Origin of the sequence: Micromonospora sp. NPDC049171, from assembly GCF_040648275.1 — a bacterium.
GTDB lineage: Bacteria > Actinomycetota > Actinomycetes > Mycobacteriales > Micromonosporaceae > Micromonospora.
Genome location: NZ_JBEZDJ010000001.1, coordinates 158,194 through 174,137, shown reverse-complemented (window position 1 = coordinate 174,137; position 15,944 = coordinate 158,194). Strand labels below are relative to the sequence as shown.

Below are 15,944 nucleotides of genomic sequence, written 5' to 3'. Positions count from 1 at the left end.
CGCCTTCGGGTGCGTCCCGACTCTTCCGATCGGATCACCATGTCTCTTACCGAGCTGTCCGGCACGCCGAGGCCGGAAACCTCCACACCCGACAGACCGGCCCGGCCGCCCCGGCGCACCTCACCGTTCGGCGCGCTGCTGCTGCGGCTGCACTTCTACGCCGGCATCCTCGTCGCCCCGTTCCTGGTGGTCGCCGCGCTGACCGGCCTGGCCTACACCACGACCCCGCAACTCGACTCGTTCCTCTACGGCGACAAGCTGAGAGTCGCCCAGGTGGGTGAGCGTCAGCTCCCGTTGGCCGAGCAGGTCGGGGCCGCGCGGAACGCGCACCCCACCGGCAGCATCACCGCCGTGCAGCCCGGCGACGGCGACCGGACCACCAAGGTCGTGTTCTCCCTGCCGGAGCTCGGCGAGAACCAGCACACCGTCTACGTCAACCCGTACACGGCCGAGTCCCAGGGGCAGCTCACCACCTGGTTCGGCTCCACCCCGGCCACCACCTGGCTGGACGACCTGCACCGCCACCTGCACCTGGGCACGGTCGGCGAAAACTACTCCGAGCTGGCCGCGAGCTGGCTGTGGGTGCTGGCGCTCGGCGGAGTCATCCTCTGGTGGCGTCGACGCGGCGCCGCCCGAGCCACCGCCCGGCACCTGCTCGTGCCGGACCTGTCCACCGGCAGGGGCGTCCGCCGCACCCGGGGTTGGCACGCCACCACCGGCATCTGGCTCACCGTCGGCCTGCTCTTCCTCTCGGCCACCGGCCTGACCTGGTCCCGCTACGCCGGCGCGAACTTCGCCTCCGGTCTGGACGCGCTCAACGCCCGCACGCCGGAGATCTCCACAAGCCTCGCGGCCGTTCCGAGCGAGACCGGCGGCGGTCACCACCACGGTGACGCCGGGGCGGGCGGGACCGTCGAGTCGGCGGCCTTCGACCGGGTCCAGACGGTCGCCCGCGACGCGGGACTCTCCGGGCCGGTCGAGATCATCCCCGCGCCGGAGCCGGGCTTCGCCTGGACCGTCACGCAGATCGACAACACCTGGCCGGTCGCCAAGGACCGCATCGCCGTCGACCCGGCCACCAGCACGATCACCGCCCGCAGCGACTTCGCCGACTGGCCGCTGCTGGCCAAACTGAGCGGCCTCGGCATCCAGGCCCACATGGGTCTGCTCTTCGGCCTGGTCAACCAGATCCTGCTCGCCGCGCTCGCCCTCGGGCTGCTCTGCGTCATCGTCTGGGGCTACCGCATGTGGTGGCAACGCCGACCCACCCGCACCGACCGCCGCGCCCTCGCCGGCACCCCGCCGGCCCGTGCCGGCGTACGCGGCCTGCCGCTGTGGGCACTGCTGATCGGCGTACCGGTGGTCGTGGCGGTGGGCTGGGCGCTGCCGCTGTTCGGACTCACCCTGCTGGCCTTCCTCGTCATCGACATCGTCGCCGGTGCGGTGTCCCGACGCCGACGACCCGCCGAGGCTCCCACCTCCCCGGCACCCGCCGGGAGCTGACCGAGCGGTCCGGCCGCCCGGCCGAGGCGACTCCGCTCCATATATCACAAGCTGGGCATTCACCATCGGATGCAGTTGGTGCGGGCCAGGGACCGGTACCGGGCGAGAATCGGCTGATGACCGACACGACCGACCTGACCCCGCTCGCCGAGGGCGTGGAGTGCGAGTTCATGTACGCCTACGAGTCGCGGGCGCCCGAGCCCGCGTACACCGATCTGGGGGTCGCGACCACGCGCATCGGCGGCGGTGTCGCCCTCGCCATGCGCAACGACCCCTCCGGCGGATACTGGAGCAAGGCGCTCGGCTTCGGCGTCACCGAGCCGTTCACCGTGCGGGTCCTGGATCGCGTCCTCGACTTCTACCGGGAGCAGGGCGTCGACCAGGCGGTCCTCCAGCTCGTCCCGGCGGTCCTGCCCGACGGCTTCGACGCGGTCGCCGCCGCACGCGGGCTGGAGCCGGGCAGCACCTGGGTCAAGCTCGCCGCCCGAGCGGGTGACGTCGCCGCGGCGCGGACCCACCTGCGGGTCGCCCCGGTGCCGGCGGCCGAGGCGCGGCGCTGGGCCGACGTGTTGCTTGCCGGCTTCGGCATGCCGGCCGGTGGGCTCACCGACATGCTGGCGTCGACCGTGGGCGAGCCGGCCTGGCGGCCGCACGCGGCGTGGGACGGCGACGAGGTCGTGGCCGGCGGCAACCTGTTCCTGCACGGCGAGTCGGCCTCGCTCAACGCCGCCGCGACGGCACCCGGGCACCGCGGCCTCGGTGCGCAGTCGGCGCTGATCGCCGCCCGCGCCCGCGCCGCGGCGGAGGCCGGGTGCCGGTGGCTGTTCGCCGAGACCGGGAAGCCCACGCCCGGTACGCGGAACCCGTCGCTGGACAATCTGCGCCGGGCCGGGCTGGTGCCGCTCTACGAGCGCCGCAACTGGGTCTGGCGATCGGCGCCCTGACCCCTTCCTGGCCAGGCCCTCCCCGCGAGCGAGGAGGGCCAGCGCGGCTCAGCGTGGCGGGCCACGCCAGGGATCGGCCGGACCCTGCGGGCGGTCGCCGCGCAGGGTGATGCGGTGCACGACCCGCCGGGCGCCGCCGTAGTCGCGGTTGGCGTAGTGGGCGGTGCTGCGGTTGTCCCACATCGCCACGTCGCCGGGGCGCCACCGGTGTCGGACCAGGTGCTCCGGCTTGGTGAGGTGGGCGTAGAGCAGGTCCAGGATGGCCCGGCTCTCGGCCTCCGACACCCCGACGATGTGCGAGGTGAAGCCGGGGTTGACGAAGATGCCCCGGCGGCCGGTCTCCGGATGCACGCGCACGACCGGGTGCTCCACCGGATCCAGTCGGGTGACGACCTCGCCGTCCCACACACTGCCCCGGCCACCACGGCGTTGGGCCAGGTAGTAGCCGAACTCGCGGTTGCCGTCGTGCACGGCCACCAACGTGTCGACAAGTCGGCGCACCGGCTCGGCGAGCGAGTCGTACGCGAGTTGGCTGTCCGCCCAGGTCGTGTCGCCGCCACTGGGCGGCAGCGTCACCGCGCGCAGGATCGACCCGAGCGGTGGACGGGCGACGAAGGTGACGTCGGTGTGCCACACGTCGGCGAACCCGTTGTCGGCGCTGTCCAGGGCGTATACCTCGGGGTGTCGCTCGTCCACCCCGCCGACCACGGGGTGCGAGGCGGTCAGCTCGCCGAGCCGGCGACCGAGGCGTACCTGCCCGTCGTCGTCGAGGCGCTGGTCGGCGAAGAACAGCACCTTGCGGTCCACCAGCGCGGCGCGCACCGCCGCGAGTTCGTCGTCCGTGGCTCGGTGCAGGTCCAGGCCGCGCACCTCGGCGCCGAAGTGCGGCCCGAGGGGGTCCAAGGTCAGGTGCAGCAGGGTGTCGGTCATGGCGGTGCCCCTCACATTCAGGCGGCGGCGGCACGCACGGCGTGGCCGATGGTGGCGCGCAGGGCCGCGTACTCCGGTGAGCCGCGCAACTCGTCGGGTTCGACGCCGCTGCGTGGAAGATCGACGTTCAGGTCGAGGGCCACCCGGCCCGGCCGGCGGGTCAGGACGATCACCCGACTACCGAGGAAGACGGCCTCGTCCACGCTGTGCGTGACGAACACACACGTACGGCCGGTCTCGGCGCTGACCCGGCGCAGGTCTTCCTGCAACCGCTCCCGGGTGAGCGCGTCGAGCGCCGCGAACGGCTCGTCGAGCAGCAGTAACGGGTTGTCCACGGCCAGCGCCCGCGCGATGGCCACCCGCTGCTGCTGGCCGCCGGAGAGCTGCCAGGTGCGGCGGTGCGCGACGTGCGGCAGGCCGACCCGGTCCAGCAGGGCGGTCACCCGGGGGGACCGTTCGGGCCGGGGCACACCGGCGTAGCGCAGCGCGAGACCGACATTGCCGCCGACCGTCTTCCACGGCAGCAGCCGGGGTTGCTGGAAGACCAGACCGGCGTTGCGGCCGGGCACCGGCGGCCGGCCGGCGGCGGTCACCGTGCCGGCCGTCGGCCGTTCGAAGCCGGCGATCAGCCGCAGGAGTGTGGTCTTGCCACATCCGGAGGCGCCCACGAGGACCAGGAAGGTGCCCGGGGGTACGCGGAGGTCGACCGGGCCGAGGGCGGTGACCGCCGCCGGCCCGGTCCCGTACGTGTGGGTGACGTCGCGGACCTCGACCGCGGCGTCAGGGCTGGAGGACACTCGGCAGGCCCTTGGTGTAGACGGCCGCCTCGAACACCGACCGGTCCGGTATCGCGTCGACCTTCTTCTGCCCCTTGAGGAAGACCGCCGCGTTGTACAGGTTGTCGGCGAGCGCGCCGACCTTCTCCGGCGAGCCCAGCCACTCGGGGCTGGCCAGGTCGGCGGGCTTGAGGAACACGCCCTGACTGAGCTGGTGCTGGGCCGCCGCGGTGTCCAGGTTCAGCTCCCGGCCGACGGCGGTCGCCGCGGCGGTCGGGTCGGTCGCGATGAGGTCCAGGGCCTTCGCCTCGGCCTTGCGCCACGCGTCGACGGCCTCCGGGTGGGCGTCGGCGAACGCGGTGGACACCACACCGAGGTCCAGTGTGGGCTTACCGGCGGCGGCCAGCTCGCGGCTCGTGACGAGCACCTTGCCGGTCTTCTTCAGGTCGTCGAGCGAGGGCAGCCAGGAGTACGCGGCGTCGAGGTCGCCCCGGGTCCAGGCGGCGAGGATGTCCTGCGGCTCCAGGTCGACGAGTGTCACCTCGCTCTCCTTGACTCCGGCGCGCTCCAGGGCGGCGAGCAGACTGAAGTGCGCGGTCGAGGCGAACGGGGTGCCGATCTTCTTGCCCCGCAGGTCGGTGATGGTGGCGACGTTGGCGCTGTTGCGGGCGACAAGCGCCTCGTTGTCACCGGCGACGTCGAGGACGAAGGCCACCTTGTAGGGCAGGTTCAGGGGCGCCGACAGACCGCGCGCGACCGGGCTGGAGCCGATCGCGGCGATGTCCACACTGCCGGCCGCGAACGCGGTGTTGATGCTCGCGCCGGAGTCGAACTTGGTCCAGGTGATCGCGTAGTCCGGCAGCGCCTCCTCCAGCAGCCGCTGGTTCTTCACGATCAGGTCGCCGCTCGGGAACGCCTGGTAGGCGAGCCGGATGCTCTTGCGCTGCGGGTCGCCGCCGCCGCTGGCGGCGCCGTTGCCGCACCCGGCGAGGGGGGCGGCGGCCAGCAGCAGGGCAGCCGCGAGGAGAGTTCCGACAAGTGGTCTGCGCACGGGACGTCCGTTCTGCGAGGTGGGGAACAGCGCGGTCAGCTTCGACCGCGCCAGGGAACGAGCCGGTCCTCCGCGGTGCGCAGCAGTGCGTCGATGAGGAGGCCGGACAGGCCGATGGCGAACAGACCGAGCACCACCACGTCGGTCTGCGAGTACCGTTGCGCGTCGCGGACCATCCCCCCGATGCCCGGTACGCCGTTGATGGTCTCGGCGGCGACCACCGACGAGTAGGCGATGCCCACGGCGAGCCGGATGCCGGTGAAGATCTCCGGAAGCGCGTGCGGCAGCACCACGTCGCGGGTGACCGCCCAGCGTCCGCCGCCCAGTGCCCGGGCCGCCTCGACGAGGGTGGCGGGCGCGGCCTTGACGGCGGCGGCGGTGGCGACCGCGACCGGGGGCAGCGCGGCGATGGACAGCAACCACAGCTTCGGCGTCTCGTCGATGCCGAACCAGATGATGAACAGGCTGAAGTACGCCAGGGGCGGCAACGCGCGGACGAAGGTGACGACCGGTTCGGTCGCGACCCGCACCCAGGTGACGGTGCCCATCACCAGGCCGAGCACCAGCCCGGCGGCCACGCCCACCACCGAGCCGATGAGGATGCGCCGCAGACTCACGCCGAGGTGCTCGATCAGCAGGTGACCGCTGTAACCCCGGACACCGTCGTGGGTGGTGGACGTCTGCACCAGGCGGGCCCACACCGCGCCCGGCGACGGGATGAACGTGGGGTTGTCGGTCAGCACCGCGAGGATCTGCCAGAGCGCCAGCAGGACCACCAGGGACACGGCGCGCAGCGCGACGCGTCGCCACCACCCGGCCCGCTCCCCCGCCCGCGGTGGACGTGTCGGTGGTGGGGCACCGACATCGGAGCCCACGGTCTGCGCCGCGGTCACAACAGTCATGGCTTCTCCCGATCAGGATGACCCACTATTCCTACAGTTTTAGTGGGGTATACACAAGGGATCGCCCACTGCGTGGAAACTCGGCGCGGGACGGGCTCAGCCTGCCGCGGAAGACAGTGCTGCCGGCGAGTCGTCGTGCTGACCCACCGGCATCAGGCCGACCCGGGGCTCACTCGGGCGGCTTGGCCCCGGACTGCTCACTCACCAGGTACGCCGCGTACCAGTCGGGCCAGTTGTCGTCGTGCTGGCCGGTCCGCTTCTCGTGCTCACCGTGCGCGGCGGCCGCGCGCCGCAGCGCGTCGGCCAGGTCGCTCGTGGAGCCGAACGACGTCAGGCCTCCCTCGACGCGCCCGGGCAGTCTGGTCGTGATCTCCTGGAGCAGCCAGGTGTTGCCGTCCGGGTCGCGCAGCGTGGCGCGCGAGAAGTAGCTGCGCCGCTGCGGGTCCAGCCCGTCGACCGGGCCGTCCGGGCTGACGTGGAAGACGTCGCCGACCTCGACACCGGCGGCGACGAGGGTGCCGTGGGCCGCCTCGATGTCGGACACGACCAGGTACGCCACGGCCGAGCCGGGTGCCGCTGGCGTGAGGCCGGGGCCGAACTGCACCGAGCACGCGGAGCCGTGCGGCGTGAGCTGCACGATGCCGGGCGGTGTCTGGTCGAGCCGCCACCCGAGCCGTTCGTAGAACGCCTTCGCCCGGTCGACGTCCGACACCGGGATGACGATCACCTCCAGCTTCACGTCGACGCTCTCGATGCTCGACCCGCCGCTCGCCGCACCCTGGGCACTCTTCGGGCTCATCATCGCCCCCTCCCGATCCGCCGATCACCGAAACCGTGTGCCGGATGCCGCCTTCCCGGCATCAGCCCGACGACACCCTCGTGGCCCGGCGCACCCCGAACAGGGCGATCAGGGCGAGCAGGATGACGGCGACGGAATACTCGTCGGCGGTGCGCGGCAGGCCACCGGCGTAGACCACGAGGAAGCCGGCGATCACCGTGGGGAGGCCGAAGCCGACATAGCAGACGACGTACAGCAGAGAGAGCACACTGGCACGTTCGTGCGCCTCGACCAGCGGCATGATCGTCTTGAGGCTGCCCTGGAAACCGGCACCGAAGCCGACGCCCCCGAGGGCGAGGCCGACGAAGAAGCCCGGAACGGTCTCGCCCAGCACCGATACCAACGTGACGATCATGCCGAGGATGAGCGCGACGATCCCGGTCAGGATCACGGTCCGCGCGGCGGTATCGCGCAACAACAGGACGGCGATCGACCCGAAGACGGCGAAGACGAAGAGGACCAGGCCGCCGACCACGATCGACGTGTTCATGAGGCTGCGGACGAGCGCTGGTCCGAGGGCACCGAAGAACCCGGCCAGCGCCCAGACCGCGAAGAGCACCGGGACGACGACAAGCACCGGCTGGCGTACGGATCGGGGCAGCGTGACGTCGGGCCGCAGGCTACGTAGCGCGCCCGCCATCGGCGTGACAGTCTCCGACATCAGCGCGACCCCGACGGCCTGGAGCAGGAGGATCACGAGCAGGACGACGTACACCAGCCGCGTCGGCGCGGGCAGAAAATCGATGAGCAGCGCCGAGAGCAGCGCACCGCTCCCGGTGCCGATACCGGGGGCGATCGAGTTCGCGAGCGTGCCCCGGGCGCGGTCGATGTCGAGCATGCCGGCACCGACGGTGCCGGTGGCGGCCCCGGCGGCGAGCCCCTGGAGCAGACGGGCGGCCAGCAACGTGGGTACGCCGTTGGCGAAGACGAAGACGACGAGCGACAGCATCTGCACCACGATCGCGACGGCCAGGACCGGCCGCCGGCCGACGTGATCGGACAACCTGCCGAACGTGAGCAACGAGGCCAGCACCGCGAGCGCGTAGACGGCGAACACCACGGTGGTCGTGACCGGTGAGAAGTGCCAGCGCTGCTGGTAGAGCCCGTAGAGCGGGGTCGGGGCCGCCGACGCGGCCAGGAACGACACGAGAATCGACGCCAGCAGCACCAGGGATACCGCCGGCGAGAGTCGGGCCCGCCCTGCGATAGGCATGTCGGTGCTCCTCGGCTGCGCGGAAAGCGACAGCTCCCGGGCGTCCTGCCAGCCCGGGGCCACGGCGGCGTACCCGGCGAGCGCCGTCACATGCCGGCTCAGCCCACGGTGTCGTGGCCGCGATCAAGATGGGGCCGTTCGAGCGCGTGAGTGGGCATTCGAGGGCTGCCGCCTTTCCGACAGATCGATGTCGGCCGCCCGGTCTACGATGTTCGGCAGGTCCGGCCCCGGGTGGGAACGATTGACCAGCGAGAGTGACGACGCGCAGTTGCGCGACAAGATGCGCGCGGCGGTGGCCGGGCTCGCTCGCCGCGGCGGAGTTCTGAAACAGTCCTCCGGCCCGTACCTGGTCGGCCTCCTGTGCGCCACGAGCTTGGTGCCCGTGGTGGCGGCCGGGTTGACCAACACGTCTGTCGGTCTGGCGATCTCGGCGGGTCTCGGCTCGGTTGGTGCGAACGTTCTGACGAACGTCGTCTCCACCGCGATCGAGCACCTGCGCGGGACTGAGCCCGATCAATCTTCGCCCGAGGCGATCGAGCGGGAGCTGATTGTCCTGCTCGATGAGGTGCTGTCCGAGGATGGAGAGCAGGCGAGCGTGGCGCGGGCCGAGATCGCGGAGTTGCTCAAGCGGATCGACGCGGTGGGTGCCCTGGTTGAGGCGGGCGACGCGGAGCTGCGGGACAGCGTCCTGGAAACTCTGGCATTGCTCGCGAGCCGGTTCGCGGAGTTCCGGTTCGTCGTGGCGGAGGCGCGACAGGCGCTGTGGCGTTTCGAGGCCTCGCTGCGTCGGCAGGAGGAGCTGCAGCGGGTCGGGCTGGAACGGGTTGCCGACCAACAGGTGACGTTGCGGCTGGTCTTGGAGAAGGTCTCCGCCGTGGAGGCTCGTACGAGTGCCGATCCGGGCGCGTCCGTGCGGGCGGCGCCCTGGGTGGGCTCTCCGTACCGGGGCTTGGCGCCGTTCGAGGAACGCCACTCGGGCGTGTTCTACGGGCGAGCCGAGGCGACCTCGCGTCTCGTCCAGCAGTTGGCTGCCCGGTTAGCCCACGGCCAGCTGTTGTTCTTGGTCGGCGCGTCGGGCGCCGGCAAGTCGTCGTTGCTTCGGGCCGGTCTGATTCCTCGGTTGGCCGGCGATCGGCTGGTGCCGGGCTCGGCCGCCTGGCCCCGCCGGGTCATGACGCCGACCGGTAACCCGCTGGAGGAGCTGGCCGCTCATCTGGCGGACCTCGCCGGCACGGATGCTGCCGCGGTTCATCGGTCCCTGGTCGCCGATCCGTCCAGTGCCCGGTTGCTGGCGCGGCAAGCCACGCGTGGCGATGCGCCCGGCGGGGACGGTGTGATCTCCAGGCGTCTGGTTCTGATCATCGACCAGTTCGAGGAGTTGTTCACCCTGGTCGCCGATGATCCGCCGGGTCGGCAGGTGCGGTTGGCATTCGTCGCCGCGTTGCACGCGATGGCGGCAGTACGGCGTACGGGCGATCTACCCGCCGCGTTGCTCGTCATCGCGGTGCGTGCCGATTTCCTGGACCGGGCCGCCGCCTATCCCGAGCTGCGCGAGGCGTTGCAGGCCGGCTCGTTCCTGCTGGGGCCGATGACCGAGGCGGAGTTGCGCCTGGCGATCTGCGGGCCGGCCGCCGAGGCCGGCGTGCCGCTCGAGCGGGGCCTGGACGAGGCGATCCTCGGAGAACTGCGCGATCGCACGCTGGTCACCGGCTTCGACGCCGGTGTGTTGCCGCTGTTGTCCCAAGCGATGCTCGCCCTGTGGGAGTCGCGCGACGGGGGCCCGCTGACGGTGCGGGCCTACTGGCGGATGGGCGGGGTCGGGCAGGCCGTGCAGAGCACCGCCGAGTCGGTGTACCAGGCGTTACCGGCCGCCAGTCGCGAGGCCGCACGCTCGGTCTTCGTTCAGTTGACGGTCGTCACCGGCAGCGGACAGCTGGCCTGCCGCCGGGCGACCAGCGAGGAGTTGGGGGCCGCGACGGGCGTTCCGCAGGAAGACCTCGACGCGGTCCTGGCCCCGTTCGCCGGCCGCCGGTTGATCGTGCTGGAGCGTCACAGCGTCCGGATCGCCCACGACGCCTTACTACTGGGGTGGGCGAGGCTACGCGGCTGGCTGGACGCCGAACAGGCCGACCGCACGCTCTATCGGGAACTGGCGGAGGACGCGTCGCTCTGGGACAGACGCGGACGCGACGCGTCGTTCCTTTACCGCGGCTCGCAACTGGGCTCGGCCGTGCGGGCGGCCGAGCGCTGGAGCGCGGCAGCGAACCGGTTTCCGGCGCTGGCACCGGGTACGCAGGAGTTTCTGGCCGCCAGCAAGAGGGCCGCGGTCCGCAACGCCTGGCTACGCCGCGCGGTCATGGCGGCTCTGTCGATGCTGACGATTGCGGCACTGGTGGCGGCCGGGCTTGCCACCAGCCGCCAAGCGGACCTGCGCCGGCAGCAGGCCGTGGCATTGTCGCGCCAGTTGGCCGCGCAGAGTCAGGTCACCCGCCAACATGATCCTCTCCTCGCCGGCAGGCTGGCCGCCGCCGCGTGGCGGATGGCTCCCACCGACGAAGCCTTCGCCAGTATGCGGATGCTGATCGCGGAACCCCGCTCGGTGCTCTACGGCCACACGGCGAGCGTGCACGATGTGACGTTCAGCCCACGCGGACAGCTACTGGCCAGCGCCGGCGGCGACGCGACGGTACGGCTGTGGGACTCGCTCACCGGCCTGCCGATCGGCCGCCCGCTTGTCGGTCACGAGGGCAAAGTGAGCCGCGTGGCATTCAACGCCGACGGATCGCTACTGGCCAGCGTCAGCGACGACGGCACCGTCCGCCGGTGGGACCCGGCCACCGGCAGCCCGGTCGGTGGCCCGCTGACCGGCCACCAAGGCCCGGTGACAACTGTCGCGTTCCACCCCCGCGATCGCCTGCTCGCCAGCGCCGGTGACGACGGCACCATTCGGCTCTGGAACCCCGACACCGGTTCCCCCGTCGGTCAACCGTTGACCCCCCGTTCCGGGCCGGTCACCGCTGTCGCGTTCAGCCCGGACGGCCGGCTGCTTGCCGCAGCATCCCGATCGGCAGCGGGCCACGGTGTGATCCAGTTGTGGGATCCGGCCACCAGCCGAACCGTTGGTAAGCCGCTGAGAGGGCACTCCGACTGGATCTGGAGCCTGGCGTTCAGCCGCGACGGTCGGTTGGCCAGCGCCGGCCTGGACGGCAGCGTCAGGCTGTGGGAGCCGTCCACGGGCGGCTCGGCGGGACCGGTGCTCAGCGGCAGTGGCAGCAAGGTGACCGGGGTGGCGTTCACCCCGGACGGTACGCGGCTGGCCAGCACCGGCGCCGACCGGACGATCCGGCTGTGGAACGCGGCCGACGGCAAGCCCGTCGCCGCACCGCTGACCGGCCACCGCGACTGGGTCTGGAGTGTCGCGTTCAGCCCTCACGGACAGCTGATGGCGACCGGCAGCAGCGACGGCACAATCCGGCTGTGGGATGCCGCAAGCGGCCAACCGGTTACCAGGTCGACGGGGATCGGCCGGGGCTACCTGAGCGACGTGGCGTTCAACCCGGACGGCAGCCTGGTTGCCACCGCGAACGGCAACGACCGGACGATCGGCCTCTGGAACCCTGCCACCGGGCGGCCACTCGGCAAGTCGATCGACGCCCAGCAGCAGGACGTCACCGCTGTCGCGTTCAGCCCGCAGGGCTCCATCCTGGCCAGCGGCGGCAGTGACGGCAGCATCCGGCTCTGGAACCCCGCCACCCGCCGGCCAATCGGCCGCCCGCTGACCGGCCACCGGAAGGTGATCACCGCACTGGCCTTCAACCGCGATGGAACGCTGCTGGCCAGCAGCGGCGACGAGCAGGCGGTATGGCTGTGGGACCCCACCACCGGCCAGCCGGTCGGCGACCCGTTGACTGGCCATCCGGGCACGGTGAACGCGGTGAGCTTCGGCAGCGACCTGTTGGCCACGGGAGGCGACGACGGCACCGTTCGCCTTTGGAACCCCGCCACCGGCCACGCCGTCGGCCCTCCACTGACCGGCCATCGCGGCCCGGTGACAGCGATGCGCTTCAGCCGCGACGGACACCTGCTGGCCGCCGCCGGCGACGACGGGACCATTCGCGTGTGGAACCCCGCCACCGGCCGGCAAATGAGCACAATGAGCGCCGGAAGCTCCGTCTCCGGCCTCGATTTCAGTCCGGACGGGAGCGTCCTGGCCGGCGGCGCCCAGAACGACGCCGTACGCCTGTGGAATCCGGAAGACGGCCGGGAAATCGGGCGGCCGGTATCCGTCGCGGCCGAATTGACAAGTGTGTTGGGAGTCAGCGCGGTGGCCTTCAGCCCGAACGGCAAAATCATCGCGCACATCAGTATACGCGGACTATCCATCACCGACCGCGCTGTCGTCGCCGACACATTCGGGACGGTCTGCTCCCTCTATGGGTCGCTGGCCGGCGATGAGTGGAAGACGTACCTCCCCGGAAGACCCTTCGCAACCGTCTGCCCGTAGCGCGACCGGCAGCCGATCAAACAATTCGCCTTTCCCCTACGGCAAAGATTCCCATCGATCATGAATAGGGTGAAATGAGGATGCTAAATTCCGTGCCATGTTCTCGCGGTGTCTCACCCGGCTCTGCGTAGCCGGGCTCGGAGTGGTCCTGCTGGCCGGTTGCGGAAGTGCCGAGCGTTCTGCGCGCGGTGCCGACCCGGCTGCCTCGGCCAGCGATCCGGCCACCTCACCAGCCGCCGCACCGACAACACCGGTCCCACCCTCTGCCACGGTGACGCCTACACCGCCGGTCACGAGTCCTGGCCGGTCGGCCACACCGACCCGGCGGCCAACGCAGCGCACGCCACCCACCAAGCAACAAACGGAGCGTACGCCAGCCACCAAGCAACAGTTGCAAAAGATCGTTGTGCGGGCGACGGACGTGCCTTCCGACTGGGTCACCACGGAGTCGATGAGCATGCTGGACCCGGACGTCAACGCCGCGACGGCGACGTGCATGGGAGTACGCGACACCACCCCGAACATGGTCGCCGGAGTGGAATCAACGCCCTACTCCGGTGGGCCGGTGTTCATCCAGTCCGTGGCGGCGAGCTACCGATCAGAAGCTGATCTCGACGTCGATTTCGGCCTGTTGACCAACCCGAGGCTGCAGCCCTGCACGGAGCGCATCACGCGGCTGGTTTACGAGCAGCTCGACTGGACCGTGGACTCGATGTCCACCAAGGTCACACTCGCGCCGACCCGGGGCGCGGCCAACGTGGTCGGTGTCGTGGACAACAAGCTCGTCGGCACGATCGCCGGGCAGGACCTGGTCCAGTACGACCGCACCGCGTTCATCCGGGGACCGCTCATCGAGGTCCAGGTGGCGATGGCCAGCATCGACGAGCCGATTCCGGAAGCTCTCTGGAACAGGATCCTTACCCAGGTCGCCGGACGCGCCGCCGCCCACTGACCCCCGCCGCCCGGCCTGTCAGGAGTTGGCGAGCGCCTTGTCGCCGGTGTTGTCTGCCGGTGGGATCGGGAAGTTTCGGTTGAAGACGTTGTCCGGGTCGTAGGTGGCCTTGATGGCGCGCAGCCGGCCGAGGGTGGGCTCGGGCCAGGCGTCCAGCAGGCGGTCCGGATCGGTGTCGGTCTCGAAGCTGAGGTACAGGCCGTCGAGATGCGGATACAGCTCGGTCCACAGCTTGTCGAGGTGGGGCCTGCGGTCCGGCACGGTGGCGGCGAGCACCGAGAAGTTCTGCGTCCGGTGCGGGTAGGCGGTCGCGTCGCCGGCGACGTCGTTGACCGCCGCGCCGACGGATCGGACCTGCATGATCATCACATCGCCGGAGTTCATCATGGTCGCCATGCGGTCCGCCACCTCGGGTGTGATGTGGTGCAGCAGCCCGCTGCGGGTGTCGTTGAGCCGCTGACCCCGGTGCCGATTGCCGGGCGGCGCGACGATCGCGGGATAGGGCACGAGCTGCGCCTGCTGGTCGAGAATCGGTCCGATCTCCAGGAACGGGCTCAGGGCCGACCGCGCCGCCTCGATGTCGTCCCCGGCGAAGACGAGGGTGACCTGGGCCGTCGCCGGGTCGCCCCGACGACCGGGGAAGAGGGACAGGAAGCTGGTCAGGTCCCGGGGCGCCTCCTCGACGAGTTGACCCCAGCGGCGCAGCAGGTGGGCGGTGTCGGTCGCGTCCGCGACGAGCTGGGCGTAGACGACGTTGTCGACCTCGTACGCCGCCATCTCGATGGCGGTGACGACGCCGAAGTTGCCGCCGGCGCCGCGTACGGCCCAGAACAGGTCGGGGTGATGCTCGTCGTCCACGCGGAGCAGGCGGCCGTCCGCGGTCACGATCTCGGCGGCCACGATGTGGTCGATGGTCAGGCCGTGTTTGCGCGCCAGGTATCCGATGCCGGCGGTGGTGGCGAGACCGCCGACGCCCACGTCACCGTAGTCGCCCGAGCTCATCGCCAGGCCGTACGGGGCGAGTGTCTGGGCCACGTGCCCCCAGCGGGCGCCCGGTTCGAGCCGGATCCGGCGGGTCGCCCGGTCGAGCACCTCGACCTTGTTCATCAGCGACATGTCGATGATGACTCCCCCGTCGTTCGTCGACCGACCGCTGATGCCGTGCCCGCCGCTGCGCACGGACAGCGGCACGTTCTGCGTCCGCGCGTACGACACGGCGTCGATCACCTCGGCGACGGCCTGCGGCCGGATGACCAGGGCCGGTGATCCGTGCCAGCTGTAGCTGTGGCGGACACCGTCGTACTCCGGGTCGCCCGGCTCGACGGCCCGGGCGGCCAACGATTCCGGTAGCGCGTCGTAGTCGACGCCCGGGTGACGCTCGGCCAGGGCGGAGACGCCGCGGCTCCGTCCGGTGTCGGGCCCGCCCGCCGCGCGCTCCTTGGCGACCGCCTCGCGCAGCGCGGGGGCGATCTCCTGACCGAGGGTCTGGATCAGGCGCGGGTCGTCGCGGCCGATCAGGAAGGTGCTGAACCCCTCCTCGAGGACCATCGGAAGGAGCTGTTCGACCCACTGTTCGGCAGGCCCCTGGAGGAAGCCACGGCTGCGCGACGAGACGTCGACGGTGAACAGGTTGAGCAACCGCCGGATCTTTCGAGGGTCGCGTCCCGCCGCGACGGCCGCCTCGTCGATCAGCCGGTTGGCGGTCACCCGGTCCGGCGAGCGCAGGTACTCCAGGGTCGGCAGCCAGCCGTTCGCCTTCTGGCCGGTCAACGCCAGCATCTTCGGCTGGTACGCGCCGAGCCAGATGTCGATCTCGTGTGCCGGCTCGGGGCCGCGCTGCGTGCCGGGGGTCGGGTAGTACCTACCGTCCTGCCGCAGCGGCCCGGCCGCGGTGACATCCCAGACACCGCGCAGGATGTCGATCGCCTCGCGGAGCGCCTCGACGCCCTGCCCCGGCGTCAGCCGGCGGGCGCCCATGCCCTCGATCCCGTCCCAGAACGCGCCGGCGCCGAGGCCCAGCTCGAAACGGCCGTGGGACAGCCGGTCCAGGCTCGCCGCCGCCCTCGCCAGCACGGCCGGCGGACGCAGCGGAAGGCTGAGGACGTTTCCCGAGATCCGCAGCCGTTGCGTGCGGGCCGCGACCCAGCTCAGCAGGGTCCAGGTGTCGAGGAACTCGGCGTTGTAGGGGTGGTCCTGGAAGGAGGTGAGATCCAGCCCCGCCGCTTCGGTCAGCTCGGCGAGCGCCACCACCTGGTCCGGGTTCTGCGCCCCGGGGGTCAGAAAGGTCCCAAACAGGATTTCGTGCCCGTAGTCAGGCATCTCTTCGCCATC

General features: G+C 71.3%; 11 protein-coding genes. 4 read left to right on the top strand and 7 right to left on the bottom strand.

The window, feature by feature from the left end; all coding sequences use genetic code 11:
• Positions 1 to 39: 39 nt before the first annotated feature.
• Positions 40 to 1,503, top strand: a complete 1,464-nt coding sequence (locus AB0B14_RS00610; protein ID WP_357520354.1) for a PepSY domain-containing protein — start codon at positions 40 to 42, stop codon at positions 1,501 to 1,503.
• Between the two features lie 116 nt (positions 1,504 to 1,619).
• Positions 1,620 to 2,447, top strand: a complete 828-nt coding sequence (locus AB0B14_RS00605; protein ID WP_357520352.1) for a GNAT family N-acetyltransferase — start codon at positions 1,620 to 1,622, stop codon at positions 2,445 to 2,447.
• A 48-nt stretch (positions 2,448 to 2,495) separates the two neighbouring features.
• Here the strand turns inward: AB0B14_RS00605 and AB0B14_RS00600 are convergent, their stop codons facing one another.
• From AB0B14_RS00600 to AB0B14_RS00575, 6 genes are all read right to left on the bottom strand, one after another.
• Positions 2,496 to 3,377 (bottom strand): TauD/TfdA family dioxygenase, encoded by an 882-nt coding sequence (locus tag AB0B14_RS00600; RefSeq protein ID WP_357080643.1) that lies wholly within the window; start codon positions 3,375 to 3,377, stop codon positions 2,496 to 2,498.
• 17 nt (positions 3,378 to 3,394) lie between these two features.
• Positions 3,395 to 4,174, bottom strand: a complete 780-nt coding sequence (locus AB0B14_RS00595) for an ABC transporter ATP-binding protein (protein ID WP_357520350.1) — start codon at positions 4,172 to 4,174, stop codon at positions 3,395 to 3,397.
• Positions 4,158 to 5,204 carry an ABC transporter substrate-binding protein gene (locus tag AB0B14_RS00590; RefSeq protein ID WP_357080637.1) on the bottom strand — a complete coding sequence of 349 codons (1,047 nt, stop codon included), beginning with the start codon at positions 5,202 to 5,204 and terminating at the stop codon, positions 4,158 to 4,160. Before AB0B14_RS00590 ends, AB0B14_RS00595 begins: the two co-directional genes overlap by 17 nt.
• 35 nt (positions 5,205 to 5,239) lie before the next feature.
• A complete protein-coding gene (locus AB0B14_RS00585) occupies positions 5,240 to 6,106 on the bottom strand; it encodes an ABC transporter permease (RefSeq protein WP_357520348.1) in 867 nt (288 codons plus the stop codon).
• 169 nt (positions 6,107 to 6,275) lie between these two features.
• Positions 6,276 to 6,908, bottom strand: coding sequence for a VOC family protein (locus tag AB0B14_RS00580; RefSeq protein ID WP_357520347.1), 633 nt, complete (start codon positions 6,906 to 6,908; stop codon positions 6,276 to 6,278).
• A 58-nt stretch (positions 6,909 to 6,966) separates the two neighbouring features.
• Positions 6,967 to 8,157 carry an MFS transporter gene (locus AB0B14_RS00575; RefSeq protein WP_357520345.1) on the bottom strand — a complete coding sequence of 397 codons (1,191 nt, stop codon included), beginning with the start codon at positions 8,155 to 8,157 and terminating at the stop codon, positions 6,967 to 6,969.
• 241 nt (positions 8,158 to 8,398) lie between these two features.
• Here AB0B14_RS00575 and AB0B14_RS00570 point away from each other — a divergent pair, with 241 nt between their 5' ends.
• The gene (locus AB0B14_RS00570) at positions 8,399 to 12,661 is read left to right on the top strand and encodes a hypothetical protein (protein ID WP_357520343.1); all 4,263 of its coding nucleotides are present in this window, start codon (positions 8,399 to 8,401) and stop codon (positions 12,659 to 12,661) included.
• Positions 12,662 to 13,112: 451 nt separating this feature from the next.
• Positions 13,113 to 13,613 carry a hypothetical protein gene (locus AB0B14_RS00565; protein WP_357080622.1) on the top strand — a complete coding sequence of 167 codons (501 nt, stop codon included), beginning with the start codon at positions 13,113 to 13,115 and terminating at the stop codon, positions 13,611 to 13,613.
• Positions 13,614 to 13,631: 18 nt separating this feature from the next.
• On the opposite strand, the gene AB0B14_RS00560 is transcribed toward AB0B14_RS00565, so the two are convergent.
• Entirely contained in the window at positions 13,632 to 15,932 is a 2,301-nt protein-coding gene (locus AB0B14_RS00560) for an LLM class flavin-dependent oxidoreductase (RefSeq protein ID WP_357520341.1), read from the bottom strand.
• Positions 15,933 to 15,944: the final 12 nt, after the last annotated feature.

Excerpts from the sequence above, each read along its gene's own strand:
- AB0B14_RS00565 (WP_357080622.1), top strand. The coding sequence starts at position 13,113 with ATGAGCATGCTGGACCCGGACGTCAACGCCGCGACGGCGACGTGCATG.
- AB0B14_RS00600 (WP_357080643.1), bottom strand. The coding sequence starts at position 3,377 with ATGACCGACACCCTGCTGCACCTGACCTTGGACCCCCTCGGGCCGCAC.
- AB0B14_RS00605 (WP_357520352.1), top strand. The coding sequence starts at position 1,620 with ATGACCGACACGACCGACCTGACCCCGCTCGCCGAGGGCGTGGAGTGC.
- AB0B14_RS00560 (WP_357520341.1), bottom strand. The coding sequence starts at position 15,932 with ATGCCTGACTACGGGCACGAAATCCTGTTTGGGACCTTTCTGACCCCC.
- AB0B14_RS00580 (WP_357520347.1), bottom strand. The coding sequence starts at position 6,908 with ATGATGAGCCCGAAGAGTGCCCAGGGTGCGGCGAGCGGCGGGTCGAGC.
- AB0B14_RS00610 (WP_357520354.1), top strand. The coding sequence starts at position 40 with ATGTCTCTTACCGAGCTGTCCGGCACGCCGAGGCCGGAAACCTCCACA.
- AB0B14_RS00575 (WP_357520345.1), bottom strand. The coding sequence starts at position 8,157 with ATGCCTATCGCAGGGCGGGCCCGACTCTCGCCGGCGGTATCCCTGGTG.
- AB0B14_RS00585 (WP_357520348.1), bottom strand. The coding sequence starts at position 6,106 with ATGACTGTTGTGACCGCGGCGCAGACCGTGGGCTCCGATGTCGGTGCC.